Origin of the sequence: Streptomyces sp. SAI-170 (assembly GCF_049739565.1) — a bacterium.
Classification (GTDB): Bacteria; Actinomycetota; Actinomycetes; order Streptomycetales; family Streptomycetaceae; genus Streptomyces.
The window spans coordinates 7,520,152-7,546,440 of the sequence record NZ_JBMGQD010000001.1 but is presented as its reverse complement, the minus strand read 5'-3'; the positions used below and the strand labels follow the sequence as shown (position 1 = coordinate 7,546,440).

General features: G+C 71.7%; 26 protein-coding genes. 9 read left to right on the top strand and 17 right to left on the bottom strand.

Annotated elements, in window-relative coordinates:
• Positions 1-4: 4 nt before the first annotated feature.
• The 8 genes from RKD23_RS33950 to RKD23_RS33915 are packed head-to-tail and all read right to left on the bottom strand — an operon-like array spanning position 5 to position 9,517.
• Positions 5-925 carry a carbohydrate kinase family protein gene (locus RKD23_RS33950; RefSeq protein WP_424857183.1) on the bottom strand — a complete coding sequence of 307 codons (921 nt, stop codon included), beginning with the start codon at positions 923-925 and terminating at the stop codon, positions 5-7.
• Positions 922-2,055, bottom strand: a complete 1,134-nt coding sequence (locus tag RKD23_RS33945; RefSeq protein ID WP_424857182.1) for a sugar phosphate nucleotidyltransferase — start codon at positions 2,053-2,055, stop codon at positions 922-924. Before RKD23_RS33945 ends, RKD23_RS33950 begins: the two co-directional genes overlap by 4 nt.
• A complete protein-coding gene (locus tag RKD23_RS33940) occupies positions 2,048-4,144 on the bottom strand; it encodes a glycogen/starch synthase (protein WP_424857181.1) in 2,097 nt (698 codons plus the stop codon). The genes RKD23_RS33945 and RKD23_RS33940 overlap by 8 nt, the downstream gene beginning before the upstream one ends.
• Positions 4,145-4,146: 2 nt before the next feature.
• Positions 4,147-5,577 (bottom strand): hypothetical protein, encoded by a 1,431-nt coding sequence (locus tag RKD23_RS33935; protein ID WP_424857180.1) that lies wholly within the window; start codon positions 5,575-5,577, stop codon positions 4,147-4,149.
• 7 nt (positions 5,578-5,584) lie between these two features.
• Positions 5,585-6,391 carry an ABC transporter permease gene (locus RKD23_RS33930; RefSeq protein ID WP_424857179.1) on the bottom strand — a complete coding sequence of 269 codons (807 nt, stop codon included), beginning with the start codon at positions 6,389-6,391 and terminating at the stop codon, positions 5,585-5,587.
• Complete coding sequence (locus tag RKD23_RS33925; RefSeq protein WP_424857178.1) at positions 6,388-7,191, bottom strand: ABC transporter permease; 804 nt, start codon at positions 7,189-7,191, stop codon at positions 6,388-6,390. The genes RKD23_RS33930 and RKD23_RS33925 overlap by 4 nt, the downstream gene beginning before the upstream one ends.
• Positions 7,188-8,225 carry an ABC transporter ATP-binding protein gene (locus RKD23_RS33920; RefSeq protein WP_424857177.1) on the bottom strand — a complete coding sequence of 346 codons (1,038 nt, stop codon included), beginning with the start codon at positions 8,223-8,225 and terminating at the stop codon, positions 7,188-7,190. The genes RKD23_RS33925 and RKD23_RS33920 overlap by 4 nt, the downstream gene beginning before the upstream one ends.
• The gene (locus RKD23_RS33915) at positions 8,222-9,517 is read right to left on the bottom strand and encodes an aspartate aminotransferase family protein (protein WP_424857176.1); all 1,296 of its coding nucleotides are present in this window, start codon (positions 9,515-9,517) and stop codon (positions 8,222-8,224) included. Before RKD23_RS33915 ends, RKD23_RS33920 begins: the two co-directional genes overlap by 4 nt.
• Before the next feature lie 263 nt (positions 9,518-9,780).
• Here RKD23_RS33915 and RKD23_RS33910 point away from each other — a divergent pair, with 263 nt between their 5' ends.
• Both RKD23_RS33910 and rfbB read left to right on the top strand, forming a co-directional pair.
• Positions 9,781-10,842, top strand: a complete 1,062-nt coding sequence (locus tag RKD23_RS33910) for a glucose-1-phosphate thymidylyltransferase (RefSeq protein ID WP_424857175.1) — start codon at positions 9,781-9,783, stop codon at positions 10,840-10,842.
• Complete coding sequence (rfbB, locus tag RKD23_RS33905; RefSeq protein WP_424857174.1) at positions 10,839-11,813, top strand: dTDP-glucose 4,6-dehydratase; 975 nt, start codon at positions 10,839-10,841, stop codon at positions 11,811-11,813. Before RKD23_RS33910 ends, rfbB begins: the two co-directional genes overlap by 4 nt.
• Here rfbB and RKD23_RS33900 read toward each other — a convergent pair.
• The 8 genes from RKD23_RS33900 to RKD23_RS33865 all read right to left on the bottom strand — a co-directional run bounded on the left by RKD23_RS33900 (position 11,808) and on the right by RKD23_RS33865 (position 19,498).
• Entirely contained in the window at positions 11,808-12,827 is a 1,020-nt protein-coding gene (locus RKD23_RS33900; protein ID WP_424857173.1) for a LacI family DNA-binding transcriptional regulator, read from the bottom strand. The genes rfbB and RKD23_RS33900 overlap by 6 nt on opposite strands.
• Before the next feature lie 183 nt (positions 12,828-13,010).
• A complete protein-coding gene (gene crcB, locus RKD23_RS33895; protein WP_404038922.1) occupies positions 13,011-13,385 on the bottom strand; it encodes a fluoride efflux transporter CrcB in 375 nt (124 codons plus the stop codon).
• A complete protein-coding gene (locus RKD23_RS33890; RefSeq protein ID WP_424857172.1) occupies positions 13,382-13,744 on the bottom strand; it encodes a DUF190 domain-containing protein in 363 nt (120 codons plus the stop codon). Before RKD23_RS33890 ends, crcB (RKD23_RS33895) begins: the two co-directional genes overlap by 4 nt.
• Positions 13,741-14,193, bottom strand: coding sequence for a fluoride efflux transporter CrcB (crcB, locus tag RKD23_RS33885; RefSeq protein ID WP_424857171.1), 453 nt, complete (start codon positions 14,191-14,193; stop codon positions 13,741-13,743). Before crcB (RKD23_RS33885) ends, RKD23_RS33890 begins: the two co-directional genes overlap by 4 nt.
• Before the next feature lie 75 nt (positions 14,194-14,268).
• On the bottom strand, positions 14,269-15,252 hold the full coding sequence (locus RKD23_RS33880; protein WP_424857170.1) for an SMP-30/gluconolactonase/LRE family protein: 984 nt from the start codon (positions 15,250-15,252) through the stop codon (positions 14,269-14,271).
• Between the two features lie 32 nt (positions 15,253-15,284).
• Positions 15,285-15,572, bottom strand: coding sequence for an ArsR family transcriptional regulator (locus RKD23_RS33875; RefSeq protein WP_424857169.1), 288 nt, complete (start codon positions 15,570-15,572; stop codon positions 15,285-15,287).
• A 190-nt stretch (positions 15,573-15,762) separates the two neighbouring features.
• Positions 15,763-17,322 (bottom strand): glycoside hydrolase family 53 protein, encoded by a 1,560-nt coding sequence (locus RKD23_RS33870; RefSeq protein WP_424857168.1) that lies wholly within the window; start codon positions 17,320-17,322, stop codon positions 15,763-15,765.
• A 154-nt stretch (positions 17,323-17,476) separates the two neighbouring features.
• A complete protein-coding gene (locus RKD23_RS33865) occupies positions 17,477-19,498 on the bottom strand; it encodes a beta-galactosidase (RefSeq protein ID WP_424857167.1) in 2,022 nt (673 codons plus the stop codon).
• 183 nt (positions 19,499-19,681) lie between these two features.
• On the opposite strand from RKD23_RS33865, the gene RKD23_RS33860 reads away from it, so the two are divergent.
• The 7 genes from RKD23_RS33860 to RKD23_RS33830 all read left to right on the top strand — a co-directional run bounded on the left by RKD23_RS33860 (position 19,682) and on the right by RKD23_RS33830 (position 25,768).
• A complete protein-coding gene (locus tag RKD23_RS33860; protein WP_424857166.1) occupies positions 19,682-21,010 on the top strand; it encodes an ABC transporter substrate-binding protein in 1,329 nt (442 codons plus the stop codon).
• Positions 21,007-21,930: a carbohydrate ABC transporter permease gene (locus RKD23_RS33855; RefSeq protein ID WP_424857165.1), complete on the top strand. Its 924-nt coding sequence runs from the start codon at positions 21,007-21,009 to the stop codon at positions 21,928-21,930. The genes RKD23_RS33860 and RKD23_RS33855 overlap by 4 nt, the downstream gene beginning before the upstream one ends.
• Positions 21,927-22,832, top strand: coding sequence for a carbohydrate ABC transporter permease (locus RKD23_RS33850; RefSeq protein ID WP_424857164.1), 906 nt, complete (start codon positions 21,927-21,929; stop codon positions 22,830-22,832). The genes RKD23_RS33855 and RKD23_RS33850 overlap by 4 nt, the downstream gene beginning before the upstream one ends.
• Entirely contained in the window at positions 22,829-23,860 is a 1,032-nt protein-coding gene (locus RKD23_RS33845; protein ID WP_424857163.1) for a LacI family DNA-binding transcriptional regulator, read from the top strand. Before RKD23_RS33850 ends, RKD23_RS33845 begins: the two co-directional genes overlap by 4 nt.
• 212 nt (positions 23,861-24,072) lie before the next feature.
• Complete coding sequence (locus RKD23_RS33840; RefSeq protein WP_424857162.1) at positions 24,073-24,423, top strand: VOC family protein; 351 nt, start codon at positions 24,073-24,075, stop codon at positions 24,421-24,423.
• A 69-nt stretch (positions 24,424-24,492) separates the two neighbouring features.
• Positions 24,493-24,906, top strand: coding sequence for a MarR family winged helix-turn-helix transcriptional regulator (locus RKD23_RS33835; RefSeq protein WP_424857161.1), 414 nt, complete (start codon positions 24,493-24,495; stop codon positions 24,904-24,906).
• 34 nt (positions 24,907-24,940) lie between these two features.
• A complete protein-coding gene (locus RKD23_RS33830) occupies positions 24,941-25,768 on the top strand; it encodes an arylamine N-acetyltransferase family protein (RefSeq protein WP_424857160.1) in 828 nt (275 codons plus the stop codon).
• Between the two features lies 1 nt (position 25,769).
• Here the strand turns inward: RKD23_RS33830 and RKD23_RS33825 are convergent, their stop codons facing one another.
• Entirely contained in the window at positions 25,770-26,180 is a 411-nt protein-coding gene (locus tag RKD23_RS33825) for an SseB family protein (protein WP_404038958.1), read from the bottom strand.
• Positions 26,181-26,289: the final 109 nt, after the last annotated feature.

The window sequence follows — 26,289 nt, the reverse complement described above, 5'->3', positions numbered from 1 at the left end:
CCTCTCACCCGGCCGGTACGGCGCGGGCGACAGCCGCGCGCAGACCGGGCAGATCGATGAACTCGGTGTGGGTGCCGGCGCTGCCGCAGGCGAACGCGCCGGAGACGGAACCGGCCAGCACACAGTCCTCCAGCGGCTGTCCCTCCATCAGCGCGTGCAGGAAGCCGGTGACGAACGCGTCGCCCGCGCCGTTGCTGTCGACGACCGGCCGCTCCGGGCGCACCGCCGGGAAGTGCCGCGACTTCTCCTCGCCGCGCACCAGCAGATGACAGCCGTCCGCGCCGGCGGTGGCCACCACGAACCGGGCCCGGCCCTCGTCGACGATGCGGTGCAGCACTTCCTCCAGCCGGGCGCCCAGGCCCGCCGCGCTGAGGAAGACATGGTCGGAGGAGAGCGCGTAGGTCAGGTGGTGGGGGTTGACGCCGTCCCAGTCGTGCAGATCGGTGGAGCAGGTGACGCCGAGCCGGTGGATGTCCTCGTACATGTCGCGGTTGACGCCGGTGATCGACAGGTGGACGTGGCGGGCCCGTTCCAGGTGCGGCAGGTAGAACTCGCGCGGCAGCCGCAGGTCGGCCGGGTGGCGGGAGTCGTAGAAGGAGAAGCGCCGGCCCTGGGCGTCGACCAGGTTGATGCCGCGGGGGGTGCCGTGCGGGGACACCAGGTGGCTGAAGTCCAGGCCGTGCCCGGCGTACGCGGCGAGGACCGCGTGGCCCTGGACGTCGTCGCCGAGGTAGTCGATGAACTTGGTGGGGCGTCCGAGCGTGTGGAAGCCGAGCGCCACTCCGTTGCCGGTGTGCGCGACATAGTCGTACACGGGCGGCACGTGCAGCGAGTCGCCCGGCGGGACCTCCAGCCGCTCGACGCGTACGACGGTGTCGACGCCGGCTCCGCCGACCACCAGGACGTCGTAGGGGGACAGGCTCATGCGCGGGTTCCTTCCGTTGCGGGTGGGGTGTGCGGGACCTGCTGGACCCGGCCGTTCTCCAGGACCACCGCGGAGTCGATGTCGCTGCCGGGCGGGACGGTCGTGCCGGGCAGCAGCACACTGCGCCGCACCCGCGCGCCCGCCCCGATCCGTACGCCGGGGAAGAGCACGCTGTCCTCGACCAGTCCGTCGTTGACCAGGTCCGCCGGGACCAACGACGAGGTGATGCCGGGGGCATGGGCGAACCAGGCGCGGGCCACGTCCGGGCGGACGGTCCAGGGCATGTTCTCGACGGGCAGCCGGGAGCGCGGGCCGTCGGCGGCGAGCCGCAGGTGCGCGCGGTGGTAGCGCTCGACGGTGCCGATGTCCTCCCAGTGCCCGCTCACCTCGTAGCCGCGGATGTGCTCCCCGGCCGCGAGCATCGCCGGGATCACGTCCCGGCTGATGTCGTGCTGCCAGTCGGTGCCGTCCAGCTTCTCCAGGTAGCGGCGCAGCACGGCCGTGTCGAAGACGCAGAACGCGGCGAACACCAGGTCGCTGGTGGGCTCGGCGGGCTTCTCCACGAACTCCGCAAGCCGGCCCGCGCGGTCGAAGCGGACCATCCCGAACAGGTGCACCCAGCGCCGCTCGATCCTCTGGTACGTGAGGGTCAGCGCGGCTCCGGAGGCCCGGTGGGCGGCGATCAGCGGCCGGTGGTCGAAGCGGTAGACGTGGTCGGCGTGCAGGACGAGGAGCTGCTCGGGGTCGCCGTCGAAGACGTACTCGGCCTTGCGGATCAGCGCGTCGGCGGTGCCCCGTTCGGCCGGCCAGGTCCGCTCGGGCAGGTCCCGGGGCAGCGCGTCGCCCGCGGTGCGGTAGGCCCGGTCGTAGGGCCCGAAGTGCACGCGGAAGCCGCTGCCGGTGTTCCACACCCGGTGCAGGTCGTCCATGAGCTGCCGTTCCTCGTACTGGGAGAGCAGCAGCACCTCGCCCAGGCCCGAGGCGCGTGCGTTCGCCAGGCTGAAGTCGATGAGCCGGCAGGCGCCGCCGTACGGCACGAGCGGCTTGAGCCGGCCGGTGCCGAGGGGGCCCATGCGCCGGCCCTCGCCGCCCGCGAGCAGCACGGCGCGGACGGTGTCGCGCTCAGTCATGGCGCACCTCGTCCCAGGTGACGCGGCCGGTGTTCAGGGTCAGCAGCAGCCGGGCCCCGGGCTGTGGCGCCGGGCCCTCGAACACTCCGGGGGCGGTGCGGCGCAGCCGCTGGACCGTCGGCAGGGCGCGGGCGGAGCCCTCCGGCTCGGTGGGGGTGACCAGTTCGACGCGGTCGGCGTGCGGCAGCCGGTAGGTGAGGGTGCCGTCGGTGAGGTGGTGGCGGTCGTGCAGCAGGCGGGTCAGGTCGTCGGGCACGGCGTCGGGGAAGCGGTCCAGGATGTGCCGGCAGGTGGCGAAGTCGGCCCGCTCCCAGGCGGCTTCGTAGAACCGGCGGGCGGCCGGGGCGTCGAGTGGCGCGAGGCGTTCGTAGGCCGCCAGGTCGCCGTGGCGCAGCAGCGCCTCCTCGGTGAGGTCGTCGTCGGCGACCAGGTCGAACCAGCCGTGGCGCAGGGCGCGTTCCGTGGGCAGCCGGGGCGTCTCGCCGCGCCAGAGCGGGGCGAAGGCCGCCAGGTGCAGGTCGGCGCAGTGCTCCCAGGTGAACTGGCGGGCGACCGTGGCCGCGCGCTCGGACAGTTCGCGGTATCGGGCGGGGTGCGTGTGCCAGAGGGTGACCGCCTCGTGGATCCGGGCGGCCAGGGCGTCGGTGAGCAGCGCGTCGTCCTCGGCGAAGGAGCGGTTCACGGCGAAGCCGGTGGCGTCCGCCCCGGTGCGGGCGTGCCCGAAGTGGGCCATGCCCTGCTGGGCCGTGGCGATCGGCACGGCGCCGCACACCATCGCCTCGCCCTGGGCGATGAGGAAGGTGTCCATCTCGAACTTGGACGGGAAGAGGCAGAAGTCGCTCGCGGCGGCGTACTCGAACACCCGTCGCTCGTCGACCCGTTGCGACTCCAGGTGCAGCCGGCCCTTGTGCCGCTCGGCCACCTCCTGGAACCAGGGGTCGTCGAGCGGGGCTCCCGAGATGCAGCGCAGCACGAAGTTCGCGGCGAGGCCCTCGGTGAGGACCCGGTCGACGGCGCGCAGCAGTTCCAGCTGGCCCTTGTGGTGCAGGGCATAGCGGGCGTTGTGGAAGAAGGTGGGCAGGGCCGGGTCGAGGCCGAGGCCGGAGAGCACCTGAGCGCGGTCGACCTCCGCGGGGTCCCAGGCCAGCCACTGGTCGGAGATCGCGCAGCCGCCGACGAACATCTTGTGCGCGTTGTCCCGCACCGCCCCGGCGACGGGCAGTTCCCGGAAGAGGGACTCGAACGGCGTGTCGGCGAAGGACGCGTAGAAGTCCAGCTGGCCCGGGGAGAGGAAGTCGACGAGGCCGGCGTGCTCGAGGACGAGCCGGTACACGGAGACGTGGTCGGGCGGGTAGTCGTAGTGCAGGTGGGTCAGCTGCTGGTACTGGCGGACCGGGTCGGGGCGGGCGGCGGCGGGCGGTGGGTCCAGCGGCAGCGGCATGTCGGCGTCCAGCAGGGCGAGCAGCCGGCGCACCTCGGGGGCGTAGACCTTCTTGTCGATCGGCATGTTGCTCTGCACCGTGCCGACCACCGGCTTGAGGGGGTCGTCGCGCAGGGCGGCGGGCACCAGGTAGTGGTAGTAGGGCTCGTGGGCGTGCACGAGCGTCTTCTCGTCGCCGAACCAGCCGCGCAGAAAGCGGACGGCGGCGACCTGGAACGCCAGGGGCTTGAAGAAGTCCAGGTCGCGGCCCTTGGCGGAGTACGGCGGGTAGAAGGTGTCGGGGAGCCGGTCCAGGTAGTCGTCGGACAGGAAGTACAGGTCGACGCCGTCCAGCCGGATGCGGTGCGCGGTGGTGGTCAGCTCCACCCGCACCTCGGCGGGGAAGTCCCGCCACACGTCCGGGTCGAGGACCAGGGGCAGGGTGTACGGGTCGGTGTAGGGCAGGTCCTCGACGTCGTAGCGGCCGCGCAGGTCGTCGAGGCGGCCGTGGGCCGGGGTGACGATGGAGACCCGGTGGCCGCGGGCGGCGAACGCCTTGGAGAGGTTCCACAGGTACACCGAGGTGCCGCCCTGCAGGAAGGTGTGGTCGAAGCCGCAGCACTCGAAGTAGGTCTCGACGATGTGCATACGGGGTTCGGGCACGGTCACGTTCACGTCCTCGCTGAGGTGGTGGTCGGGGCCGGGGCGTGCGCGCCGAGCGTCAGCGCGTGGCGCAGGTCGATCGCGGCGTGGTAGGGGCGGGCGTGGTCGCAGTTGTAGGCGAGTTCGTGCAGCAGCCGGGCCAGGTAGAGCAGCCGGTGCGGCGGGTCGGCGGACGGCGGGCCGAGCAGCAGCCGGCGCACCTGGGTCCGCCAGACGTCCGCCGCGTGGAAGACCAGGCGCAGCACCTGGGGCCGGCCGGCGGTGTCGTCCAGGGCGTCCGTCATGGTGCGCAGGGAGTCGACGCCGAGCCGTCCGGCGCTCTCGAAGGCGGCTTCGTCGGCGGCGAAGTACTCCAGGGCCCGCTCGACGGCGACGAGGTCCTGCACGGGCGACTGGGCGGCCCAGCCGGGCTCCCGGGGGCTCAGCGCGGGGGTCGACATGTCGATGACGGTCATCGTCGTGCCGCCGTCCTCGCCGGTGCGGCAGAGCAGGTGCGACAGGTGCAGGTCGCCGTGGGCGGGGCCGGACAGGAAGGCACCCGGGCGGGACCCGAACGCGGTCCGCAGCGCGGCGGTCTCGGCCCGCAGCGCCGCGAAGGCCGCCTTCCACGCCCGCTCGGGGAGCGCGACGGCGGCGGACTCCAGAACGGCCACCCGGTCCTCGGCGCGGTCCAGCGCGTCCCGCACCGGGTAGGGCTGCGGGGCGCCGCCGAGGCGTGCGGCCAGGTCGTGGTGGAAACCGGTCAGGAAGCGTCCGGCGGCGGTCAGGTCGGCGGCGAGCGGCCGCAGATGGCCGCGGACCGTGCGCTCGATGTCGCATCCCGCGGTGATCTTCGGCCACAGGGAGCGCATGTTGTGCCGCAGCGGGGTGTCCAGGCCGTCGCCGGGGACGTACCGGTAGAACACGCCGAGCGGGTGCCGGGAGCCGTCGGCCGGGTCGGTGTAGACGTAGTCCCCGGCCCACTCGGGCGTACGGCCGGTGCCGTCCAGCAGGCGCAGCAGCTCCGGCTCGCGGACGGGCTCGTCCAGCCGCCGGTAGGTCTTGTGGACGTACGGGGTGCCCGAGGCGTCCAGCAGGGACAGGGCGTTGGAGGACCAGCCCCGGTCGAACGGCAGCCGGCCGATCGGGCCGGCCGGTGCGCCGGTGCCGCGGAAGCGGAGGCTGCCGCCGCGTACGGTCGTCAACTCGGCCCCGGACTGCGCCTTTCGCCAGACCAGTCGGTCGAATTCCAGCTCGCCGTGGGCCTCTTGCAGACCGCCGCCGTCCGTGGGGCGTACCGGCACGACGTACCGGCGTCCGGCCGCGGCCACCACGAGCAGGCGGGTGCGGTCGTCCAGGGCCACCTCGTCGGTCGTCTCGTACCGGGCGGCCCGGCGGCCGTCCTCGTCCATCCAGGGCGCCGTGCGCAGCAGGGCGTCCAGTGTGTCGTCGTCGGTCACGGCCGAGTCAGCTCCCGGTCATCTCGTAGGTGTCGATGCCGCGCCGCCACACAGTCAGGGCGAGCGCGAGGGCCGCGCCGGTCACCACCGGCAGCCAGCCGAGGAGGTCCGTCGAGCCGTGCAGCAGATAGGTGCTCGGCACATAGGCGGTGAAGGCGAACGGCAGGACCCAGGTCAGCAGTCCGCGCAGGCTCGGGTGGTAGAGGTCGAGCGGGTAGGCGGCGAGCTCCGACACCTGGCTCGCCGCGTACATCGACGGCATGCTGGTGACGGTCCAGAAGGACAGTGAGGCGAAGAAAAGCTTCACCGCGGTGTGGATCAGCGCGCCGCACAGCACCAGCAGGGGTGCCAGCAGCCACTGTTCGGGGGCCAGGGACAGGCCGAGTCCGGAGCCCGCGTAGCAGACCAGGACGACGCCGACGGCGAGTTCGCCGAGCCCGTCGGGGTGGAAGAACCGCTCCGACAGCAGGGAGAACAGCGGGTTCACCGGCCGGATCAGATGGCGGTAGAACTCCCCGCGCTGCACCAGCTTGCGGCCCAGCTCCCACAGCTGGTCGGTGAACAGATGGTCCAGTCCCCTCGGCAGCAGGGAGAAGCCGAGCAGGAACAGCACCTCGTGGTACGACCAGCCGCCGACGGCGGGGACCTGGCGGAAGACCAGTCCGACGACCGCGGTCTGGATGCCGACCCGGACCAGGAAGGCTCCGGCGCCCATCAGGAAGTCCATGCGGTAGGCGGTCAGCCGGTGCAGTCCCACTCCGCCGAGGAACCAGGCCAGCCGCACATAGCGCCCCGCCGTACGCGTACGGGTCATCCGCCCAGCACCTCCAGCCGGCCGAGGCTCGCCCGCCACAGCACCGCGCACAGCAGGGTCAGTCCGGCCGCCCAGGCCAGTTGTCCGGCCAGTACGGCGGCGGCGGACGTCCAGCCGTCGTAGCGGCCCAGCAGGAGGGTGAGGGGTCCGTCCACCATGCCGCTGAAGGGCAGGGCCCGCGCGAGGGTCGCCAGTGGTTCCGGCATGAGGGCGATGGGCACCATCTGGCCGGCGAAGAAGGCGGTCACGGCCTGCTTGACCATGCGCACGCCCCAGGTGTTGGTGGTGACGAAGCCGGTCATGCCGGTCAGCAGGTTCACGCAGAACGCCAGCAGCACCGACACGGCGGTGGACAGCGTGAACAGCGCCAGGTCCAGCGGCCGGGGCACGGTGAGCGGCACGAGCAGTGCGAACAGCCCCAGCACCGGTACGCCGACCAGGACCGCGTTGGCGCCCACCAGGGGCAGACAGGCGAAGAACCGCATCACCGGGTAGCTGACGGGCCGCACCAGCATCACCGCCACGTCGCCGCGGTACACCTCGGCGGCGACCTCGTCGTCCACCCGGTTGCTGTGCAGCACCTGGAGCAACTGGGCCACCAGCAGGTAGGTGGTGATGCTGTCCCGGTCGAAGCCGCCGGGGCCCGGGCCGGCGGCGTACACGGCCCGCCACAGGAAGACGGTGACCGCGGCGCCGGCCGCGGCGGTCATCGCGGTCATGGCGAAGGTGGAGCGGTACTGGAGCAGCGACTGCAGTCCGCCGGTCGCGAAGGGGGTGTAGACGCGCAGCCGGCCGGTCATGCGGTGCCGCCCGGTGTCGTGCCGTCGGCGCCCTGCGGCACCAGGGGGCGGCCGTAGATCTGGCGCAGGACGTCCTCGAGGTCGGGTTCGGGGGCGTAGCAGTCGGCGAGGTCGAAGCGGTCGAGGAGGAAGGAGAGGACCTGGCGGGAGGTGTACCGGCCGGTCGGGTAGGTGACGCGGATGCGGCCGTCGGTGTCGGCGGTGGCGTGGACGCCGGGCAGTCCGGTCTCGATGCCGCGCAGCGCCTGGGCGGTGGAGGTGCTGTCGCGGTGGTCGAAGACGACCGAGCGGTGGGCGGCGGTGCGTAACAGCTCGTGCAGCGGCCCCTGGTGCACCACCCGGCCGTGGTCGACGACCAGGACGCTGTCGCAGATCGCGGCGATGTCGGCGATGTCGTGGCTGGTGAGCAGCACGGTGGTGCCGAGCTGCTGGTGGGCGCGGTTGACCAGTTCGCGCACCGCGTCCTTGAGGACCATGTCCAGGCCGATGGTCGGCTCGTCCCAGAAGAGCACGGCCGGGTCGTGCAGCAGGCTGGCGGCGATCTCCGCCCGCATGCGCTGGCCGAGGCTGAGCAGCCGTACGGGGGTGGTGCCGAGCGCGTCGATGTCGAGGAGCTCCCGGAACAGGGCGAGGTTGCGCCGGTACACCGGCTCGGGGATGTCGTAGATGCGTTGCAGGATGCGGAAGGAGTCCGGGACGGACAGGTCCCACCACAGCTGGCTGCGCTGGCCGAACACCACGCCGATGCGGCGGGCGTTGAGCTGCCGGTGGCGGTAGGGCTCGATGCCGCCGACCAGGCAGCGGCCGGAGGTCGGGGTCATGATGCCGGTGAGCATCTTGATGGTGGTGGACTTGCCGGCTCCGTTGGCGCCCAGGTAGGCGGTCTTGGTGCCCGCCGGGATCTCGAAGGAGATGTCGTCGACGGCCCGGACGATGCGGTGGCGCCGGGTGAACAGGGTGGAGAGGCTGCCCAGGAGTCCGGGCCCGCGCTCGGCGAGCCGGAACTCCTTGACGAGGTGCTCGGCGACGATCATGCCGCGACCACCTGCTCGATCGCCGTGTCCAGCAGCGTCAGTCCCTCGTCGAGCAGGGCCTCGTCGATCGTGAACGGCGGTGCCAGGCGCAGGATGTGTCCGCCGAGCGCGACCCTGAGGCCGAGGTCGAGGGCCGTGGTGTAGACGGCGCGGGCGAGGTCCGGGGCAGGGGTGCGGCTGTGCGGGTCGGTGACGAACTCCAGTCCCCACAGCAGTCCCAGGCCGCGGACCTGCCCGAGGACGTCGAAGCGCCGGTGCAGTGCGGTGAGCCGGGTTTCCATCAGGTCGCCGAGGACGCGGACGCGGTCGATCAGCCGGTCGCGTTCGATGACCTCCAGGGTGGCGCGGGCGGCGGCGATGCCGAGCGGGTTGCTCGCGAACGTCGAGGCGTACGCGCCCGGTGCGGCGGCCTCGGGCCTGCGCAGCAGCTCGGAGCGGCCGGCCAGCACGGCGAACGGGAACCCGTTGGCGGTGCCCTTGGCCAGCATCGTCAAGTCGGGTTCCACGCCGAGCAGTTCACTGGCGAGGAAGGCTCCGGTGCGGCCGCCGCCGGTGAGCACCTCGTCGGCGACCAGCAGTACCCCGCCCTCGCGGCAGGCCTCGCCGACCCGTTCCCAGTAGCCCGGCGGGGGCACGATCACGCCTGCCGCGCCGAGGACCGGCTCGAAGACCAGCGCGGAGACGCTGGGCTTGGCGGCGATGTGCCGGCGCACCAGGGACGCGCAGCGTAAGTCGCAGCCGGGGTACTCCAGTTCCAGCGGGCAGCGGTAGCAGTAGGGCGCGTAGCCGAGCACGCTGTTGCCGCTGAAGGACTGGTGGCCGATGTCCCAGTGGACCAGCATCCGCGCGCCCATGGTCTTGCCGTGGAAGCCGTGACGCAGGGCGCCGATGCGATTGCGGCCCGGTTCGGCCGTGGCCTGCACGACTCGCAGCGCCGCCTCCACGACCTCCGCGCCGGTGGAGAAGAACGCGTAGGTGTCGAGGTGGTCCGGCAGCAGCCGGGCGAGGAGTTCCAGCAGGTCGGCGCGGTCCGGGGTGGCGCTGTCGTGGACGTTCCACAGCCGCTGGGCCTGCGCGGTCAGGGCCGCGACGACCTCCGGGTGGCCGTGGCCCAGCGACTGGGTGAGGGTGCCGGAGGCGAGGTCGAGGTACTGGTTGCCGTCGAGGTCGGTCAGGACGGGTCCCCGGCCCTCGGCGAACACCCGGCGCCCGTGCTCGGCCTCCTCGGAGGCGCCGGGTGCCAGATGACGGGCCTCTCTTCGCAGTTGCCGGGCTTGCCGGATACCTGTCACTACAGCCCCCTGGAATACGGACGGATTCCCTGCGGTCGACTGAAACGCCTTGCAGGGCAAGGGCGTTGGCCGTGCGAGAGCTGAGTCAAACACCCTGGCGAGACGGTTCGCAAGCGTTCTGAAACTTTCAGGAATTCCTTGCACTGCCGGGGGGCGGTCTGCTTGAGTCGATACGGCCTTCCGGCCGCACCACGCCTCCTGACCGAGGAGAGACCGTTGAGACCACAACATTCCCGACCGGCCTCGTTAGCACGGAGGCCCAGGTGAAGGCACTGGTGCTGGCGGGGGGCACCGGCAGCCGCCTGCGACCGTTCACGTACTCCGGCGCCAAGCAACTGCTGCCGATCGCCAACAAGCCCGTGCTGTTCTACGCCCTGGAGTCGCTGGCCGCGGCCGGCATCGAGGACGTCGGGATCGTCGTCGGCGCACACGGCCCGGCGATCCGCGAACTGGCCGGTGACGGCAGCGAGTTCGGGCTGCGGATCACCTACATCGCCCAGTCGCGGCCGCTGGGGCTCGCCCACGCGGTGCTGATCGCGCGGGACTTCCTCGCCGACGACGACTTCCTGCTGTACCTCGGCGACAACTACCTGCCCGAGGGCGTCGGCGAACTCCTCCGCGCTGGAGGTCCCGCCGCGGCCCGGCTGCTGCTGACCCCCGTCGCTGACCCGTCGCGCTTCGGCGTGGCGGAGGTGGACGCCGAGGGCCGGGTGCTGGCGCTGGAGGAGAAGCCCGACACCCCGCGCAGCGATCTCGCGCTCATCGGCGTGTACGCCTTCACTCCCCTCGTGCACGAGGCGGTGCGCGCCGTCCGGCCCTCCGCGCGCGGCGAGCTGGAGATCACCCACGCCGTCCAGTGGCTCATCGACCAGGGGCATCCGGTGCGCGCCACCGTCACCACCCGGCCCTGGCGCGACACCGGCAGCGTCGAGGACATGCTGGAGGTCAACCGCGAGGTGCTGGACGGCATCGAGGGCGGTGTCGAGGGCAAGGTCGACCCTGCCAGCACCCTCGTCGGCCGGGTCCGCGTCGCCGAGGGCGCCGTCGTGCGCGCCTCCCGGGTGGTCGGCCCGGTCGTCATCGGCGCCGGCGCGGTCGTCAGCAACTCCAGCGTGGGCCCGTACACCTCGATCGGCGACGACTGCCGGGTCGAGGACAGCGCGATCGAGTACTCCGTGCTGCTGCGCGGGGCCCAGATCGAGGGGGCCGGCCGGATCGAGTCCTCCCTGATCGGCCGCGGGGCCGTGGTGGGTCAGGCCCCGCGCCCTCCGCACGCCCACCGTCTCGTGATCGGCGACCACAGCAAGGTGCATCTCACGCCATGACACGCATCCTCGTCACCGGCGGAGCCGGTTTCATCGGGTCCGCCTACGTCCGCCATCTGCTCGGCCCGCAGGCCCCGCGCGGGACGACCGTGACCGTCCTGGACAAGCTCACCTACGCGGGCAGCCTCGCCCGCCTCGACCCGGTGCGCTCGCACCCCGACCTCACCTTCGTGCAGGGCGACGTGTGCGACGCGTCGCTGGTGTCGGCGCTGGTGGCCGGGCACGACCAGATCGTGCACTTCGCCGCCGAGTCGCACGTCGACCGGTCCATCGCGGCCGGCGCCGAGTTCACCCGGACCAACGTCCTCGGCACGCAGGTCCTGCTGGACGCGGCGCTGGAGAGCGGGGTGCGCACCTTCGTGCACGTCTCCACCGACGAGGTCTACGGCTCGCTGCCCGAGGGCGCGGCCAAGGAGAGCGACCTGCTGCGGCCTTCGTCGCCGTACGCCGCGTCCAAGGCGGCCTCCGACCTCCTCGCCCTGGCCCACCACCACACCCACGGCCTCGACGTCCGGGTGACGCGCTGCTCCAACAACTTCGGGCCGTACCAGCACCCGGAGAAGCTCGTCCCTCGGTTCCTCACCGCGCTCCTGGACGGCGGTACCGTCCCGCTGTACGGCGACGGCCTGCAGATACGGGACTGGCTCCATGTCGACGACCACATCAGGGCGCTGGAGCTGGTCAGGGTGTCGGGCCGGCCCGGGCAGATCTACAACATCGGCGGCGGGACCTCGCTGACGAACCTCGATCTGACGCGCCGTCTGCTCGCGCTGTGCGGCGCGGGTCCCGAGCGGATCGTCACCGTCGCCGACCGCAAGGGCCACGACCGCCGGTACGCGGTCGACCACACGAAGATCACTCAGGAGCTGGGCTACCGCCCGGGCAGTCCGTTCGAGACCGCGCTGGCGGCGACGGCCGACTGGTACAAGCAGCACGCGCACTGGTGGCGGGCGCTGCCTGCGCGGCTATGAGCGGGGTACGGCCGCGGTCGACCCCCGGACCACCAGCTCGGGCATGATGACGAACTCGGTGTGCGGGGCGGGCGTGCCCCACAGCTCCTCCATCAGCGCGTCGACGGCGGCCTGCCCCATGGCCCGCACGGGTTGCCGGATGGTGGTCAGGGGCGGGTCGGTGTAGGCGATGAGCGGCGAGTCGTCGAAGCCGATCACGGAGACGTCCTCGGGGACGGCGAGCCCGCGCAGGCGTGCGCAGCGTATGGCGCCCAGGGCCATCATGTCGCTGGCGCACACCACGGCCGTACAGCCCTGGTCGAAGAGTTCCGCCGCGGCCGCCTGCCCGCCCTCCAGGGTGAACAGGGTGTGCCGGATCCACCGCGCCGACTCACGGGGCGACAGCCCCAGCCGCTCATCGACGGCCCGTTGAAAGCCCTCGGTCTTGCGCTGCACCGGAACGTACCGGGCGGGTCCGACGGCGAGTCCGATGCGCTCATGCCCGAGGGCGGTCAGATGCGTCACGGCCAGGGCCATGGCGGAGCGGTCGTCGCAGGAGACGAAGGGGGCGCTGATCGCCGGCGAGAAGCCGTTGACGAGCACGAACGGCACGCCCTGTTCGCGCAGCCGGGCGTAGCGGGCGGTGTCGGCGGTCGTGTCGGCGTGCAGTCCGGACACGAAGATCATCCCGGACACCCCGCGCTCGACCAGCATCTCGGTCAGCTCGTCCTCCGTCGACCCACCCGGGCTCTGGGTCGCCAGCACCGGTGTGCAGCTCAGGCGGGTCAGCGCCTGCCCGACGACCTGGGCCATCGCGGGGAAGATCGGGTTGTCCAGCTCCGGGGTGATGACGCCGATCAGGTTCGAGGCCCTCGGCCGCAGCCGTGACGGCCGTTCGTAGCCGAGGGTGTCCAGCGCGGCGAGCACGGAGGCCCGCGTGTCCGAGGCGACGCCGCGCGTGCCGTTGATCACCCGGCTGACCGTGGCTTTGCTGACCCCCGCCGCGGCCGCGATGTCGGCAAGTCGCGCGCTCATGGCTGTGGACTGTACCTGCCGGCCGACGGTCTTGCCCACACGGCACCGGGTCGTGCGGCGGTACTGAATGACGTCCGCGGCCGCGGGAGTTGACGTGTGGCGGCGCGCCACCCTGCGCCCGGTCCGCCGCGACAGGGGGCCGGGGCCTGTCGTCCGGATCAGGTCGGCCGAGGCTCCAGGGCCCTAGCCCCACACCGCGCGGGCCAGGGCCACGCCCGCGAAGGCCGCGCCGAGTCCGGCCAGGACGCTGAGGGCGGCGTTGGCGAGGGCGTAGCCCCGGGCGCCGTCCTCGGTGAGGCGGAGGGTCTCGTAGGAGAAGGTCGAGTAGGTGGTCAGCGCGCCGCACAGGCCGGTGCCGAGCAGCAGTCGAGTGTGGGAGCCGGTGACGCCCGCCGCGGCCGCGCCGGTCAGCAGGCCGAGGATCAGGGAGCCGGTGACGTTGACCGCGAAGGTGCCCCAGGGCATGAGGGAGTCGTGCCGGGACTGGACCGCGCGGTCGGTGAGGTAGCGCAGGGGGGCGCCGATCATGCCGCCGACGGCCACCAGCAGCCAGTTCATCGGCCGGCCTGCCCGTCCGCGCCGCCCTGGGGGAAGCGGACGACCTCCACCTCGTCGAGGGTCACCAGCCCCTCCCCGACCAGCTCGGCGAGGCGCGGCAGGAAGGCCCGTACGCGTTCCTCGGTGTCGACGATCACGACGGCCACCGGCAGGTCCTCGCTCAGGGAGAGCAGGCGCGAGGTGTGGATCAGGGAGGAGGCGCCGAAGCCCTCGATGCCGCGGAAGACGCTGGCGCCGGCCAGGCCCGCCTCGTGCGCGCGGTGGACGATCTCGGAGTACAGGGGCCGGTGGTGCCAGGTGTCGTCCTCGTCGACGAACACGGTCAGGCGCAGGGCCGGGGTGGCGGTCGGTCCGGTCATCGGGGCCTCCGGAGCAGCAGCCGGCGAGCGGCCGTCACCGCCAGCCATACGGCGGTGAGGGCGGCGAGCAGGGTCGTGGCCAGGTAGGCCAGTGCGGTGGCGGTGCGGCCGTCGTCGAGGAGTTTCTGGATGTCCACGGCGTACGTCGAGAAGGTGGTGTAGCCGCCGAGCACACCGGTGCCGAAGAAGGGGCGCACCAGGCGGTGGACGGACCGTGCCTCCACGACCAGCACCATGAACAGGCCGATCACGGCGCAGCCGGTGACATTGACCCAGAACGTGGTCCAGGGGAAGCCGCCGCTGTGCGCGGGCCACAGCAGGGAGGCCGCGTACCGCGCGGTGGCGCCGATCGCCCCGCCCACGGCGACCGCCGCGACCACGGGTGCCTGGCCGTGCCGGCGCGCCGTGCGGCGCACGGTGGCGTCCGTGCCGGTGCCCTGGGCTGTCATGGTCGTACGTCTCCTGCGCCGCCGCTCCGCGGTGATCGCGGACCGTCAAAGGGTAACGCCGCCGGACGGACCGGGTCACTTCACGGCGGGCCGCTCGCACACCGCCACGCCCCGCTCCCACAGGCTGCCCAGGACGAGCAGGCCGGAGGCCTCGCAGACGCTGGTGGCCATGCGGAAGCGGGAGTGGCGGGCGGTGAGGTGGTGCAGGGCGCGGCCCTGGTCGTCGTAGGCGAGGACGCCGGTCGTGCCGGTGGGGCGGAAGGGGGCGTGCACGGCGGCCCGGGCGGCGGCGCGGCGGACGGCGGGGGCGGCGCGGTGGAGCAGGTCCAGGGGCGGGACGCGGGGTCCGGCGAGCGCGACCCAGATCGGGCCGTCCGGTCCGCCGCGCCACAGGTTGTCCGGCATGCCGGGCAGGTTCTCGGCGAAGGGGTGCGCCTGCCCTACGGACGGCCCGGTGAGCGGCACGCGGGTGAGCCGGCGGGCGCCGGTCTCGGCGACGACCAGGAAGGACTCGTCGGCGGCGGGCGCGAGTCCGTTGGCGAACTGCAGCCCGTCCAGGACGACTTCGGGCACGGAGGCCCCGGGCGCCAGGCGCAGCAGGCGTCCGGTGCCGGTGTGTTCGACCAGGTCGCCGATCCATTGACGGAGGGGGTAGCGGGTGCTGGAGACGGTGAAGTAGACGCTGCCGTCGGACAGGGCGACGACGTTGCTGCAGAACCGCAGCCGCTCCCTCGCCAGTGTGTCGGTGAGGACGTGTACGGCGCCGGAGGCGAGGTCGACGCGGAGCAGGCCGCGTTCGGCGTCGCAGACGAGCAACGTGTCGTCGCCGGGGAGGAGTTCCAGGCCGAGGGGGCGGCCGCCGGTCCGGGCTAGCACCTCGACGCGGGGGCCTCCGGCAGGGTTGGTCAGGCCGTCGAGGCGCAGGATGCGGCCGTCCTCGACGCCGGTCAGCACGCGTCCTCGTGCGTCGGCCACGACGTCCTCGGGCCCCCGCGCGCCGAGGGCGATCAGTCTGCGCGGTGCGAGTGCCTGGGGTGCCAGTGCCTGGGGTGCGGTCATCGACGCCCTGCCCTTCCGCCGGGGAGGTGACGCTACCAGCCCTTCTCGAACATCCGGGCCACCTCGGCGATGCGCACCTCGTCGCGCCGGTAGTGGACCGCGCGCCGGACCCGGCGGGTGCGCAGCAGGCCGAGGTCGGCGAGGAGGCCGAGGTGGGTCGCGGCGACCTCGCGGCGCAGTCCGAGCCGGGCGGCGACGGCCTCACAGGTGACCCCGTCCTCCAGGAGGTCGCCCTGGCGGCCGGGCGGGAAATGGGCGACCGGGTCCTTCAGCACCTCCAGGATCTCCAGGCGCAGTTCGCTGGTGGGAGTCCTCAGCATCTCGTCCCCCTCGACTACGGGCGCGCTCGTACAGCGCATTCCCACTTTGGCGCCGCACACGCCGCGGCGTCCGGCACTTCGCCACTCTTGTCCGGTATCGAACTGCCGTACGGGACCGAGGTGTTCGCCGACCCGGGCACGCCAAGGGCCCGGTCGCCGGGGTGGCGGCCGGGCCCCTCGTCAAGGGCGGTCAGCGGTGGCTGAACCAGGACATCGAGGCGAGCGCCTTGTCGTCGTAGCCGAACAGGGCCTGGTTCTCCCAGGCGTTGCCGGAGGAGGCGTCGGTCGGGTCCCAGCCGTTGCCGGTGACCGCGGTCCAGGTGGCCTCCCAGTAGAAGACGCCGAGGCCGCGGCCGTTCGGGACGGCCTCCACGATGCTCGCGACGTCGTTCATCCACCTGGTCTGTCCGGCGACGGTGGCCGGGTAGCCGGAGACGAGCTCACTGCTGAGGTCGATGACGTCCTCGTGGGAGTCCTCGCTGCCCAGCCGGAAGGGGTAGGCCGTCTCGGCGACGTAGACCGGCTTGCCGTAGCGGGCGGCCGCGTCGTCCAGGGTCGTCTGGAAGTCGTAGAGCGAGCCGTGCCAGTAGCCGTAGTAGGACAGGCCGATCACATCGAACTTCACACCCTGGGCGAGGGCGCTGTCGAACCACGAGCGGGTGCCCGCCAGGTCGCCGCCCTTGGCGAGGTGCAGGGCCACCTGCGTCGACGAGTTGACCGCCTTGACCGCGTCGTAGCCGGAGTTGAGCAGGCCCGCGAGCTGCGACCAGTTGGCGGTGGAGCCCTCGTTCCAGAGCATGCCGCCGTTGATCTCGTTGCCCACCTGGACCATGTCGGCGGTGGTGCCCTGGGCCTTCAGGGCGTTCAGCACGTCGTACGTGTGGTTGTACACGTCGGTCTTGAGCTGGCTGTAGGAGTGGCCGGCCCAGGCGGACGGCTTGGCCTGCTGGCCGGGGTCGGTCCAGAAGTCCGAGTAGTGGAAGTCGACCAGGAGCTTCATGCCCTGGGCCTTGATGCGCTTGGCCGTCGCCAGGACCTGCGTCTTGGTGTTGTAGCCGTCGGCCGGATTGACCCATACCTTCAGGCGCGCGTAGTTCATGCCGGCGGACTTCAGGATGGCGACCGGGTCGCCGGTGGTGCCGGAGCTGTTCTTGTAGACGCCGCCCTTGGCCTCGCTCTTGGCGAGGGAGGAGATGTCGGCACCATGGATGGACGTCCCGGACGTGCCGGACGTGAAGGTGAGGTCGTCGACATTGATCCAGTTGCCGGCGTTCGCGTCACTGTTGACGCTGATCGTGCACTGGTTGTTGGTCACATTGACCGGCACGACGACACGGATCCACCCGCTGGCGGAGACCGGCAGGTTCGTGCGCTGCTCGGTGCCGCCGCAGTTCTTCAGGGATATGTAGGCGGCGTTCTGGCCGCCGCCGGAGCGCACCCAGGCGGTGAGCTTGTAGTTCCCGTTGGTCAGCCCGGACAGGTACTGGTAGGTCTCCACCTTGTAGGCGGTGGACGCCCAGTGGCTGAGCCGGTAGCTGCCGCCGTGGCCGCCGGACTCCGAGAAGGAGGCGCCGGTGTCGCCGTACTCGGACCAGCCGCTGGGGGTGCCGGTGCCGGCTCCGTCGGTCTCGAAGCCGCCGTTGGTGAGGGTGCTCGCCGCCTGTGCGGTCTGGGCGGGCAGGGAGGTGAGGGCGAGGCCCGCGGCGAGCGGGAGCAGCAGGGCCTTGATGGTGCGTCTGGGATGGAACATCGTCGTCCGTCGTCCCTTCGACGTGATGGGGATGGGGGTGCCTCCGCCGCGGCGGTGAGACCGGGGGTTCCCGGGGCTCCCTGGAAGGACCTCGGGTGGAGGCGGCCCCTCCGCCCGCGGCTCGTGCGGCTCGCGCGGGCGGAGGGGAGTCGGCTCAGCCGTCGAGTCGGACGACCCGTACGGCTCCCGCGGGCACGGCCAGCCGGCCCGCGGCGCGCTCGCCCGTCAGCAGTTCGGTGCCGGGCGTGTCCAGCGGCACCTTCGCCTCGGTGGCGGTGTGGTTGATCGCGAACAGGTAGCTGCCCTGCTCGCCCGTGCGGTGGACGACCTCGACGTCCCGGGGCAGCTCGGTGCGCGGCGCGAGGCGCGCGTCCTGGGCCGCGCGGGCGAGGACGGCGTCGATGCCGTCGGTGCCGAGGCGGGTGGAGATGTACCAGGCGGTGCCCTCGCCGAGGCGGTGCCGGGTGACGGCGGGGCGGCCGGCGGTGAGGCCGTCGGTGTACGTCCACACGGTCTCGGCGCCGCGCGGCACCACGAACTCCGTCCACACGTCGCCGTCGAGCTCGGCACCGTCGGGGCCGGTCAGGCGCACCCGCTCGCCGCCCAGCAGCGGCGAGAACTCCTCGACGGTCAGGCCGAGGGTGTCGCGCAGCACGCCCGGGTAGGCGCCCTCGTGGACGGCGTCGTGCTCGTCGACGATGCCGGAGAAGTACGACACGACGAGGGTGCCGCCCTGATCGACATAGCGCCGGAGGTTGTCGCCCGCGGCCTTCGTCATCAGGTACAGCGCGGGGACGACGACCAGCGGGTAGGCCGACAGGTCGGCCTCCGGGTGAGCGAAGTCGACCGTGAGGTGGCGGTCGTAGAGGGCCTCGTAGAAGCTGTCGGCGCGCTCGCGGGCGTCGTGGTCCTCGCTGGGCCGCCAGTCGAGGGCTTGCGCCCACCAGGACTGCCAGTCCCACAGCACGGCCACGTCGGCGACGGTGCGGGTGCCGCGGACGGGGTTCAGGGTGTCGAGGGTGGCGCCCAGTTCGACGACCTCGCGCCACACGCGTGTGTCGGTGCCGCCGTGCGGGACCATCGCGGAGTGGAACTTCTCGGCGCCGCGGCGGGACTGGCGCCACTGGAAGAACATGGCGCCCTCGGAGCCGCGTGCCACATGGGCGAGGGAGTTGCGGGCCATCTGTCCGGGGGCCTTGGCCGGGTTGCGGGCCTGCCAGTTGACGCCCGAGGTGGAGTGCTCCAGGAGGATCCAGGGGGCGCCGCCGGCGACGGAGCGGGTGAGGTCGGCGGCCATGGCGAGGTTGACGTGGGTGCGGCGGCCGTCGGTGATCAGGTAGTGGTCGTTGGTGACGATGTCGACCTCGCGGCCCCACGCCCAGTAGTCGATGGAGTCGCACTGGCTGAGGGCGGTCATGAAGTTCGTCGTGACCGGGACGCCGGGCGAGAGGCGGTGCAGGATGTCCCGCTCCATGAGGAAGTTCTCGCGGATGGTGGCGTCGGCGAAGCGGCGGTAGTCCAGCACCTGGGCCGGGTTGCCCACGGTGGGGGTGGCGCGCGGCGGGTTGATCTCCTCGAAGTCGCCGTAGCGCTGGCCCCAGAAGGCGGTGCCCCAGGCCTCGTTCAGCGACTCGATCGTGCCGTACGTCCCCAGCAGCCAGCGGCGGAAGTGGCCCGCGCAGGAGTCGCAGTAGCAGGCCGAGACGGGGACGCCGTACTCGTTGTGGACGTGCCACATGGCCAGCGCCGGGTGGTCGCCGTAGCGCTCGGCGAGCTTGGTGGCGATGTTCGCCGCGGCGGCGCGGTAATCGGTGTTGCTGTGGCAGATGGCGCCGCGCGAGCCGAACTCGTAGCGGGTGCCGTCGGCCGTCACCGGCAGGGCCTCGGGGTGGGCGCGGTAGAACCACACCGGCGGGACGACGGTGGGGGTGCCGAGGTCGACCCGGATGTCGTTCTCGTGCAGAAGATCGAAAAGCCGGTCGAGCCAGGCGAAGTCGTACACCCCGGGTGAAGGCTCCAGGAGCGCCCAGGAGAAGATGCCCACACTCACCATCGAGACGCCGGCCTCACGCATGAGCCGGACGTCCTCGTGCCAGACGCTTTCCGGCCATTGCTCGGGGTTGTAGTCCCCGCCGAAGGCGAGCCTGGTGAGGCCCCTGGGGGTGGCGTCCGGCATGGATCTTCTCCCGGTCAGTCGATCATTTGGGAACGTGCACACACATGCTCAGCGGTGCGAGCCCAACATAACCGCACAGCAACAACCATTGACAAGTGTCTGGGATGTTTCTCTACTGTGAACGCTCACAGAAGCATGGCAGGTCTTCGCAACAGGCGGAGACCCAGGTCAGGGGAGAGATCCATGCCCATCACGAAGCGCCGCGGGCTCCGTCGGGTCACAGCCACCGCAGTCGCCGTCGCACTCGGCACCACCGCCCTCGCCGCCTGCGGCGGGTCCGACGACGAGAACGAGGCCCAGTCCGGCCCGGTCTCGCTCACTTACTGGACCTGGACGCCCGGCATGGACAAGGTCGTCGACCTGTGGAACAAGGGCCCGGGCAAGGAGCAGCAGATCACCGTCACGGTGAAGAAGCAGGCCTCCGGCGACACGCTCGTCACCAAGATCCTCACCGCGCACAAGGCCGGCAAGGCCCCGGACCTGGTCCAGGCCGAGTACCAGGCCCTGCCGACGCTGGTCAGCAATGACGCCCTCGCGGACATCTCCGGCGACGTGGACGACGTCAAGGACAAGTTCGCCGACGGTGTCTGGCAGCAGACCACGCTGGGCACGGACGCGGTCTACGCGGTCCCGCAGGACATCGGCCCGATGATGTTCTACTACCGCGAGGACCTGTTCAAGAAGTACGGCCTGAAGGTCCCCACGACCTGGGAGCAGTTCGCCGAGACCGCCCGCGCACTGAAGAAGAAGGCGCCGGGCACCGACCTGACGACGTTCTCCGCCAACGACTCCGGCCTCTTCGCGGGCCTGGCCCAGCAGGCCGGCGCGAAGTGGTGGACCACCGAGGGCGAGAAGTGGAAGGTCGGCATCGACGACGCCGCCACCCAGAAGGTCGCCACGTTCTGGGGCGACCTCGTCAAGGAGGGCGCCATCGACAACCAGCCGATGTACACCCCGGCCTGGAACAAGGCGCTCAACACAGGCAAGCAGATCGCCTGGGTCAGCGCCGTGTGGGCGCCGGGCACCCTGACCACCGCCGCGCCCGACACCAAGGGCAAGTGGGCGATGGCCCCGCTCCCGCAGTGGACGGAGAGCGACAACGTCACCGGCAGCTGGGGCGGCTCCTCCACCGCGGTCACCACCGACTCCGGCCACAAGGAGGCCGCCGCCAAGTTCGCCACCTGGCTGAACACCGACGGTGACGCCCTGAACGCCCTGGCCAAGGAGAGCGGCATCTACCCGGCCTCCTCCGCCGCCCAGCTCAGCGGCGCCTTCACCACCCCGCCGGAGTACTTCGCCAACCAGCCCGACTTCTACCAGCAGGCCGCGAAGATCGCGAAGACCACCGCGCCCGCCGCGTGGGGCCCGAACGTGAACGTCGCCTACACGAGCTTCAAGGACGCCTTCGGCGCCGCCGCGAAGAACAAGTCGGACTTCGGCGCCGCCCTGAGGACGATGCAGGACGACACGGTCGCCGACATGAAGAAGCAGGGCTTCGAGGTTTCCGAGTGACGACCGCACGCCGGAAGTCGTACGGGGTCAAGGGGGCCCCGTACGCCTTCCTCCTCCCAGCCACGCTCCTGTTCGCGCTGTTCTTCGCGCTGCCCATCGGCTACGCGGTCTGGCTCAGCTTCCACAAGGTGAAGGTCTCCGGGCTCGGCCTCGGGTCCGGCGCCCGCAAGGAGGTCTGGGCCGGGCTGGAGAACTACACGTCCGCCCTCAGCGACAGCGAGCTGCTCGACGGCGCCCTGCGCGTCCTCGGCTACGGCTGCATCGTCGTGCCGGTGATGCTGGGCCTCGCCCTGCTGTTCGCGCTGATGCTGGACTCCGACAAGGTCAGGCTCGCCCCCTTCACCCGCCTCGCGATCTTCCTGCCGTACGCCATCCCCGGCGTGGTGGCGGCGCTGCTGTGGGGCTTCCTGTACCTGCCGGACGTCAGCCCGTTCTACTTCGTGCTGGAGAAGCTCGGCCTGCCGCAGCCGGACCTGCTGGACGGCGGTCCGCTGTACCTGGCCCTGTCGAACATCGCGGTCTGGGGCGGCACCGGCTTCAACATGATCGTCATCTACACCTCGCTCCAGGCCATCCCGGCCGAGGTGTACGAGGCGGCCAAGCTGGACGGCGCCACCCCGCTGCAGATCGCCCTGAAGATCAAGATCCCGATGGTGGCGCCCTCGCTGGTGCTGACCTTCTTCTTCTCGATCATCGCCACGCTCCAGGTGTTCAGCGAGCCGATGACGCTCAAGCCGCTCACCAACGCGATGTCGACGACCTGGAGCCCGCTGATGAAGGTCTACCGGGACGCCTTCGGCACCGGTGACATCTACGCGGCGGCCGCCGAGGCCGTGATCATCGCGATCGTCACGCTGGTGCTCAGCTTCGGCTTCCTGCGCACCGCGAACCGCAGCAACAAGCAGGGGGCAGCACGATGAGTTCTCTTGCCGTACAGAAGGCCCCCGCAACGGCCGGCACCGCCGGTGCCCGGCACAGCCGTCCGCCGCTGCGCAGCCGGATCGCGCTCGTCCCGACGGTCACGCTGCTCGTGGGCGCGGTCTACTGTCTGCTCCCGGTGGCCTGGGTGGTGATCGCCTCCACCAAGTCCGGCAGCGAGCTGTTCTCCACGTTCACCTTCCTGCCGGGCACGGGCTTCACGCAGAACCTGTCCGACCTCAACGCCTACCGCGACGGCGTCTACTGGAAGTGGATGGGCAACTCCGCCCTCTACGCCGTCCTGGGCGCCCTGCTGTCGACGGTGGTCTCGGCGTTCAGCGGCTACGCGCTCGCCATGTACCGCTTCCGCGGCCGCGAGACCATGTTCAACGTCCTGCTCGCGGGCGTGCTGATGCCGCCGATCATCCTCGCCGTCCCGCAGTACCTGCTGATGGCCGAGGTGAACCTGACGGACTCCTACCTGGCCGTGCTGCTGCCGCAGATCCTCTCGCCGTACGGCGTGTACCTGGCGCGGATCTACGCCGCGGCGGCCGTGCCCGGTGATGTGGTCGAGGCGGGCCGGATGGACGGGGCGAGCGAGTGGCGGATCTTCACGCGGATCGCGCTGCCGATGATGGTCCCGGGCATGGTGACGGTGTTCCTGTTCCAGTTCGTCGCGATCTGGAACAACTTCCTGCTGCCGTACATCATGCTCAGCGACGACGAGAAGTTCCCGATCACGGTGGGTCTGCACACGCTGCTGGAGCAGGGCGCCAACACACCTGCCCTGTACACCCTGGTGATCACCGGCGCGTTCCTCGCGGTGTTCCCGCTGATCGCGCTGTTCCTGGTCATTCAGCGGTTCTGGAGCCTGGATCTGCTGTCCGGAGCCGTAAAGTCATGACCATGAGCAACACGGGGGGCCGGCGCAAGCCGCCGACGATCCACGACGTGGCGCGCGAGGCGGGTGTCTCGCGCGGCACCGTCTCGCGCGTCCTCAACGGCGGCCACTACGTCAGCCCGGCGGCGGCGGAGGCCGTCAACGCGGCCATCCGCAAGACGGGTTACGTCGTGAACCGGCACGCCCGCTCGCTGATCACGGGCCGCTCCGACTCGGTCGGCTTCCTGCTGACGGAGCCTCAGGAGCGGTTCTTCGAGGACCCCAACTTCAACGTCCTGCTGCGCGGCTGCACGCAGGCGCTGGCCGCGCACGACATCCCGCTGCTGCTGATGATCGCCGGTACGGAGGACGAACGGCGGCGGATAACGCGCTACATCACCGCCGGGCACGTCGACGGGGTGCTGCTGGTCTCCAGCCACTCCGGCGACCCGGTCGCCGAGCGACTGCGCGAGGCGGGCGTACCCCTGGTCGCCTGCGGCAAGCCGATCGGGCTGGCCTCGAAGGTGAGTTACGTGGCCGCCGACGACCGCGACGGCGCCCGTGACATGGTCCGGCATCTGCTGTCGCTGGGCCGCCGCCGGATCGGTGTGGTCACCGGTCCGCTGGACACCCCGGGCGGTGTCGAGCGCCTCGCCGGCTACAAGGAGGTGCTCACCGCCGCGGGCATCGACATCGACGACCGTCTGATCGTCCCCGGCGACTACAGCCGGGCCAGCGGTGAGGCGGGCGCCGAACGGCTCCTCGCCCAGGCGCCCGACCTGGACGCGGTGTTCGTGGCCTCCGACCTGATGGCCCAGGGCGTGCTCACGGCCCTGCACCGGGCCGGGCGGCGGGTACCCGAGGACATCGCCGTCGGCGGCTTCGACGACTCCCCCGCCGCGCTGGCCGCCAGCCCCGAGCTGACGACCATACGACAGCCCTGGGACCGCATCAGCGCCGAGATGGTCCGCGTACTCCTCGCCCAGATAGGAGGCGAGGACCCGGCGGCGGTGATCCTCCCGACGGAGCTGGTCAAGCGCGCGTCGACGTGACGGAGGGGGCGGGTCGGGTCCGGGGGCTGCCCCCGGGTCCCGGTGACCTGCCCCCTGCCGCGTCTGCGGTGGTCACCCTCCCGGTGCCGTACGCGCTCGGCCGGAGCAACCGGTCAGGATCGGAGAAGCCGCCCTGGCCCGCCCGGTCCTAGCGTGGGGTCACCGGCGCGCAACGGGCGCCGGGCCACGCGGAACGTCACGAGGAGTACGCCATGACCGCCGGCCTGAAGACGATCATCTACCCCGTCAAGGACCTGGAGCGGGCGAAGGCCCTGTTCGGCGCGCTGCTGGGGGTGGAGCCGTACGCGGACGAGCCCTACTACGTCGGGTACAAGGACGCGGGCCAGGACGTCGGGCTCGACCCCCACGGCCACGCCCAGGGCCTGACCGGGCCGGTGCCCTACTGGCATGTGACCGACATCCGGGCCAGGCTCGCGGCCCTGCTGGAGGCCGGGGCCGCGCCGCTGCAGGACGTGCGGGACGTCGGCGGCGGCCGGCTGATCGCCTCCGTGAAGGACCCGGACGGCAACCTCGTCGGGCTGCTCCAGGACCCCACGGCCTGACCGCCTCGACCCGGCCACCGGTGATAGTTGCACAGTCAACAATGGCCGGAACGGTGTTACCGTGCGGGTATGGCAGTCAACACGGCCGATGCCCGGCTGGAAGAGCGGTGGCGGGACATCCTGTCGGTGCACGCGCGCACGATGTGCGAGATCGACCGGGCCCTGCATCCGCACGGCCTGGGCGCCAGCGACTTCGAGGTGCTCGACCTCCTCGCCGCCGATCTGGGCGAGGAGGGCGAGCAGTGCCGGGTGCAGAACCTCGCCGGACGGGTGCACCTCAGCCAGAGCGCGCTGTCCCGGCTCATCGGCCGCCTGGAGAAGGAAGGGCTCGTCGAGCGCTCCGTGTGCGCCGAGGACCGGCGCGGTGTGTGGGTGTCGCTGACCCGCAAGGGCCGCGATCTGCACGCCGAGGTGCTGCCGCTGCAACGGTCCGTGCTGTCCCGCATGCTGGGCGCCGCCCAGGACCTCGCCGAAAAAGAGTGATCATCGGCTCGGCGGTGTGCCTAGAGTCGGCTCCATGTCCGATGACACCGCTGACTTCGACCTTGACGCCTATCTCCGCCGGATCGGCTGGGAGGGGCCCCGTCACCCCGACGTGACGACACTGCGCGGCGTGCAGCAGGCGCACGTCCGGTCCATCCCCTTCGAGAACCTCGACCCGCTGGCCGGCCGGGCCCCGTCCCTGAAACGGGCCGACCTCATGGCCAAGCTGGTGCACAGCAGACGCGGCGGCTACTGCTTCGAGCACAACGCGCTGTTGCGCGACGCGCTGCGCGCGCTGGGCTTCGCGGTGCGGGAGATCGCCGGCCGCGTCGTGGTCGGCGCCGACGACATCACCAGCCGCCCCCGCACCCACATGCTGCTGGAGGTGCGGGTGCCCGGCGACGAGCAGCCCTACCTCGCCGACGCCGGCTTCGGCAGCCCCGGTGCGCTGCTGGAGTCCGTGCCGCTGGTCGCGGACACCGAGTTCCGGTCCGGCACGCGCCGCAATCGTCTGCTCCTCAGGCCGGACTGGGGCCCGCTGCCGCTGTGGACGCTCCAGGCGTACGAGAAGGAGCAGTGGACCGATCAGTACGCCTTCACCCTCGACACCGTCGTGGAGAAGGACTACGAGGTCGCCAACTGGTACGTGGGCACGCACCCCCGCTCGCCGTTCACGGGGACCGCCTATGTGCAGCGCACCACCGCCGAGGGCCATCTGCTGCTGTCCGGGTCCCTCCTCAGCGAGACGGCGGCCGACGGCACCGTCACCGAGCGCGAGCTCACCGACGAGCAGGAGGCCCGCCGCGTCCTGGACGAGCTCTTCGGCATCACCGCGCCCGACGACGTGACGCTGCTGCCTTGAGTCAGCCCTGCGGGCGGGCCAGCAGGGTGCGGACGCCCTCCGAGGTCAGGGTCAGCCCGTGCTCGGAGGCCGCGTCGATGGTCAGGGACAGTCCTTCGTCCGTCGGCCACTGCGAGGCGAGGGCGCCCAGCGGGACGAGCCGGTAGCGGGAGACGTACGGCAGCAGGTGGGCCATCTCCGGCTCCGAGGTGAACACCGGCACCACCGGGGAGCCGCCCGGATGCTCGATGACGGGCAGGGTCACCGTCGTGGGGTCGGTGGCCTCCGCGTCGGTGGCGTCGTCGGGCACGGGCACCAGGACGTGGCTTCCGGCCAGGGTGTCCAGTGCCGCCGCGTCCTCGGTGTTCTCGGCGAGCGCGTCCAGAGCGCGCTGGGCCGGCGTGTAGTTGTTGCGGTGCGCGGGTGTGTCCATGACGTCTTCCCTGGTGACGGCGGTCGGGGAGCGGCCCGGGCCAAGATCGGCCCCGATGCGGTGTCCCCCGCGTACCCGGTGCGGCCCGGACCATGCCACCCGCCGGTGA

What these genes read in the sequence shown, in the direction of transcription:
- RKD23_RS33925 (WP_424857178.1), bottom strand. Translation starts at nt 7,191, where the DNA reads ATGACCGGCCGGCTGCGCGTCTACACCCCCTTCGCGACCGGCGGACTG.
- RKD23_RS33840 (WP_424857162.1), top strand. Translation starts at nt 24,073, where the DNA reads ATGACCGCCGGCCTGAAGACGATCATCTACCCCGTCAAGGACCTGGAG.
- RKD23_RS33950 (WP_424857183.1), bottom strand. Translation starts at nt 925, where the DNA reads ATGAGCCTGTCCCCCTACGACGTCCTGGTGGTCGGCGGAGCCGGCGTC.
- RKD23_RS33870 (WP_424857168.1), bottom strand. Translation starts at nt 17,322, where the DNA reads ATGTTCCATCCCAGACGCACCATCAAGGCCCTGCTGCTCCCGCTCGCC.
- RKD23_RS33835 (WP_424857161.1), top strand. Translation starts at nt 24,493, where the DNA reads ATGGCAGTCAACACGGCCGATGCCCGGCTGGAAGAGCGGTGGCGGGAC.
- RKD23_RS33920 (WP_424857177.1), bottom strand. Translation starts at nt 8,225, where the DNA reads ATGATCGTCGCCGAGCACCTCGTCAAGGAGTTCCGGCTCGCCGAGCGC.
- RKD23_RS33860 (WP_424857166.1), top strand. Translation starts at nt 19,682, where the DNA reads ATGCCCATCACGAAGCGCCGCGGGCTCCGTCGGGTCACAGCCACCGCA.
- RKD23_RS33900 (WP_424857173.1), bottom strand. Translation starts at nt 12,827, where the DNA reads ATGAGCGCGCGACTTGCCGACATCGCGGCCGCGGCGGGGGTCAGCAAA.
- RKD23_RS33845 (WP_424857163.1), top strand. Translation starts at nt 22,829, where the DNA reads ATGACCATGAGCAACACGGGGGGCCGGCGCAAGCCGCCGACGATCCAC.
- crcB (WP_404038922.1), bottom strand. Translation starts at nt 13,385, where the DNA reads ATGAACTGGCTGCTGGTGGCCGTCGGCGGCATGATCGGCGCCCCCCTG.
- RKD23_RS33880 (WP_424857170.1), bottom strand. Translation starts at nt 15,252, where the DNA reads ATGACCGCACCCCAGGCACTGGCACCCCAGGCACTCGCACCGCGCAGA.
- RKD23_RS33890 (WP_424857172.1), bottom strand. Translation starts at nt 13,744, where the DNA reads ATGACCGGACCGACCGCCACCCCGGCCCTGCGCCTGACCGTGTTCGTC.
- RKD23_RS33875 (WP_424857169.1), bottom strand. Translation starts at nt 15,572, where the DNA reads ATGCTGAGGACTCCCACCAGCGAACTGCGCCTGGAGATCCTGGAGGTG.
- rfbB (WP_424857174.1), top strand. Translation starts at nt 10,839, where the DNA reads ATGACACGCATCCTCGTCACCGGCGGAGCCGGTTTCATCGGGTCCGCC.
- RKD23_RS33825 (WP_404038958.1), bottom strand. Translation starts at nt 26,180, where the DNA reads ATGGACACACCCGCGCACCGCAACAACTACACGCCGGCCCAGCGCGCT.
- RKD23_RS33930 (WP_424857179.1), bottom strand. Translation starts at nt 6,391, where the DNA reads ATGACCCGTACGCGTACGGCGGGGCGCTATGTGCGGCTGGCCTGGTTC.
- RKD23_RS33945 (WP_424857182.1), bottom strand. Translation starts at nt 2,055, where the DNA reads ATGACTGAGCGCGACACCGTCCGCGCCGTGCTGCTCGCGGGCGGCGAG.
- RKD23_RS33850 (WP_424857164.1), top strand. Translation starts at nt 21,927, where the DNA reads ATGAGTTCTCTTGCCGTACAGAAGGCCCCCGCAACGGCCGGCACCGCC.
- crcB (WP_424857171.1), bottom strand. Translation starts at nt 14,193, where the DNA reads ATGACAGCCCAGGGCACCGGCACGGACGCCACCGTGCGCCGCACGGCG.
- RKD23_RS33865 (WP_424857167.1), bottom strand. Translation starts at nt 19,498, where the DNA reads ATGCCGGACGCCACCCCCAGGGGCCTCACCAGGCTCGCCTTCGGCGGG.
- RKD23_RS33830 (WP_424857160.1), top strand. Translation starts at nt 24,941, where the DNA reads ATGTCCGATGACACCGCTGACTTCGACCTTGACGCCTATCTCCGCCGG.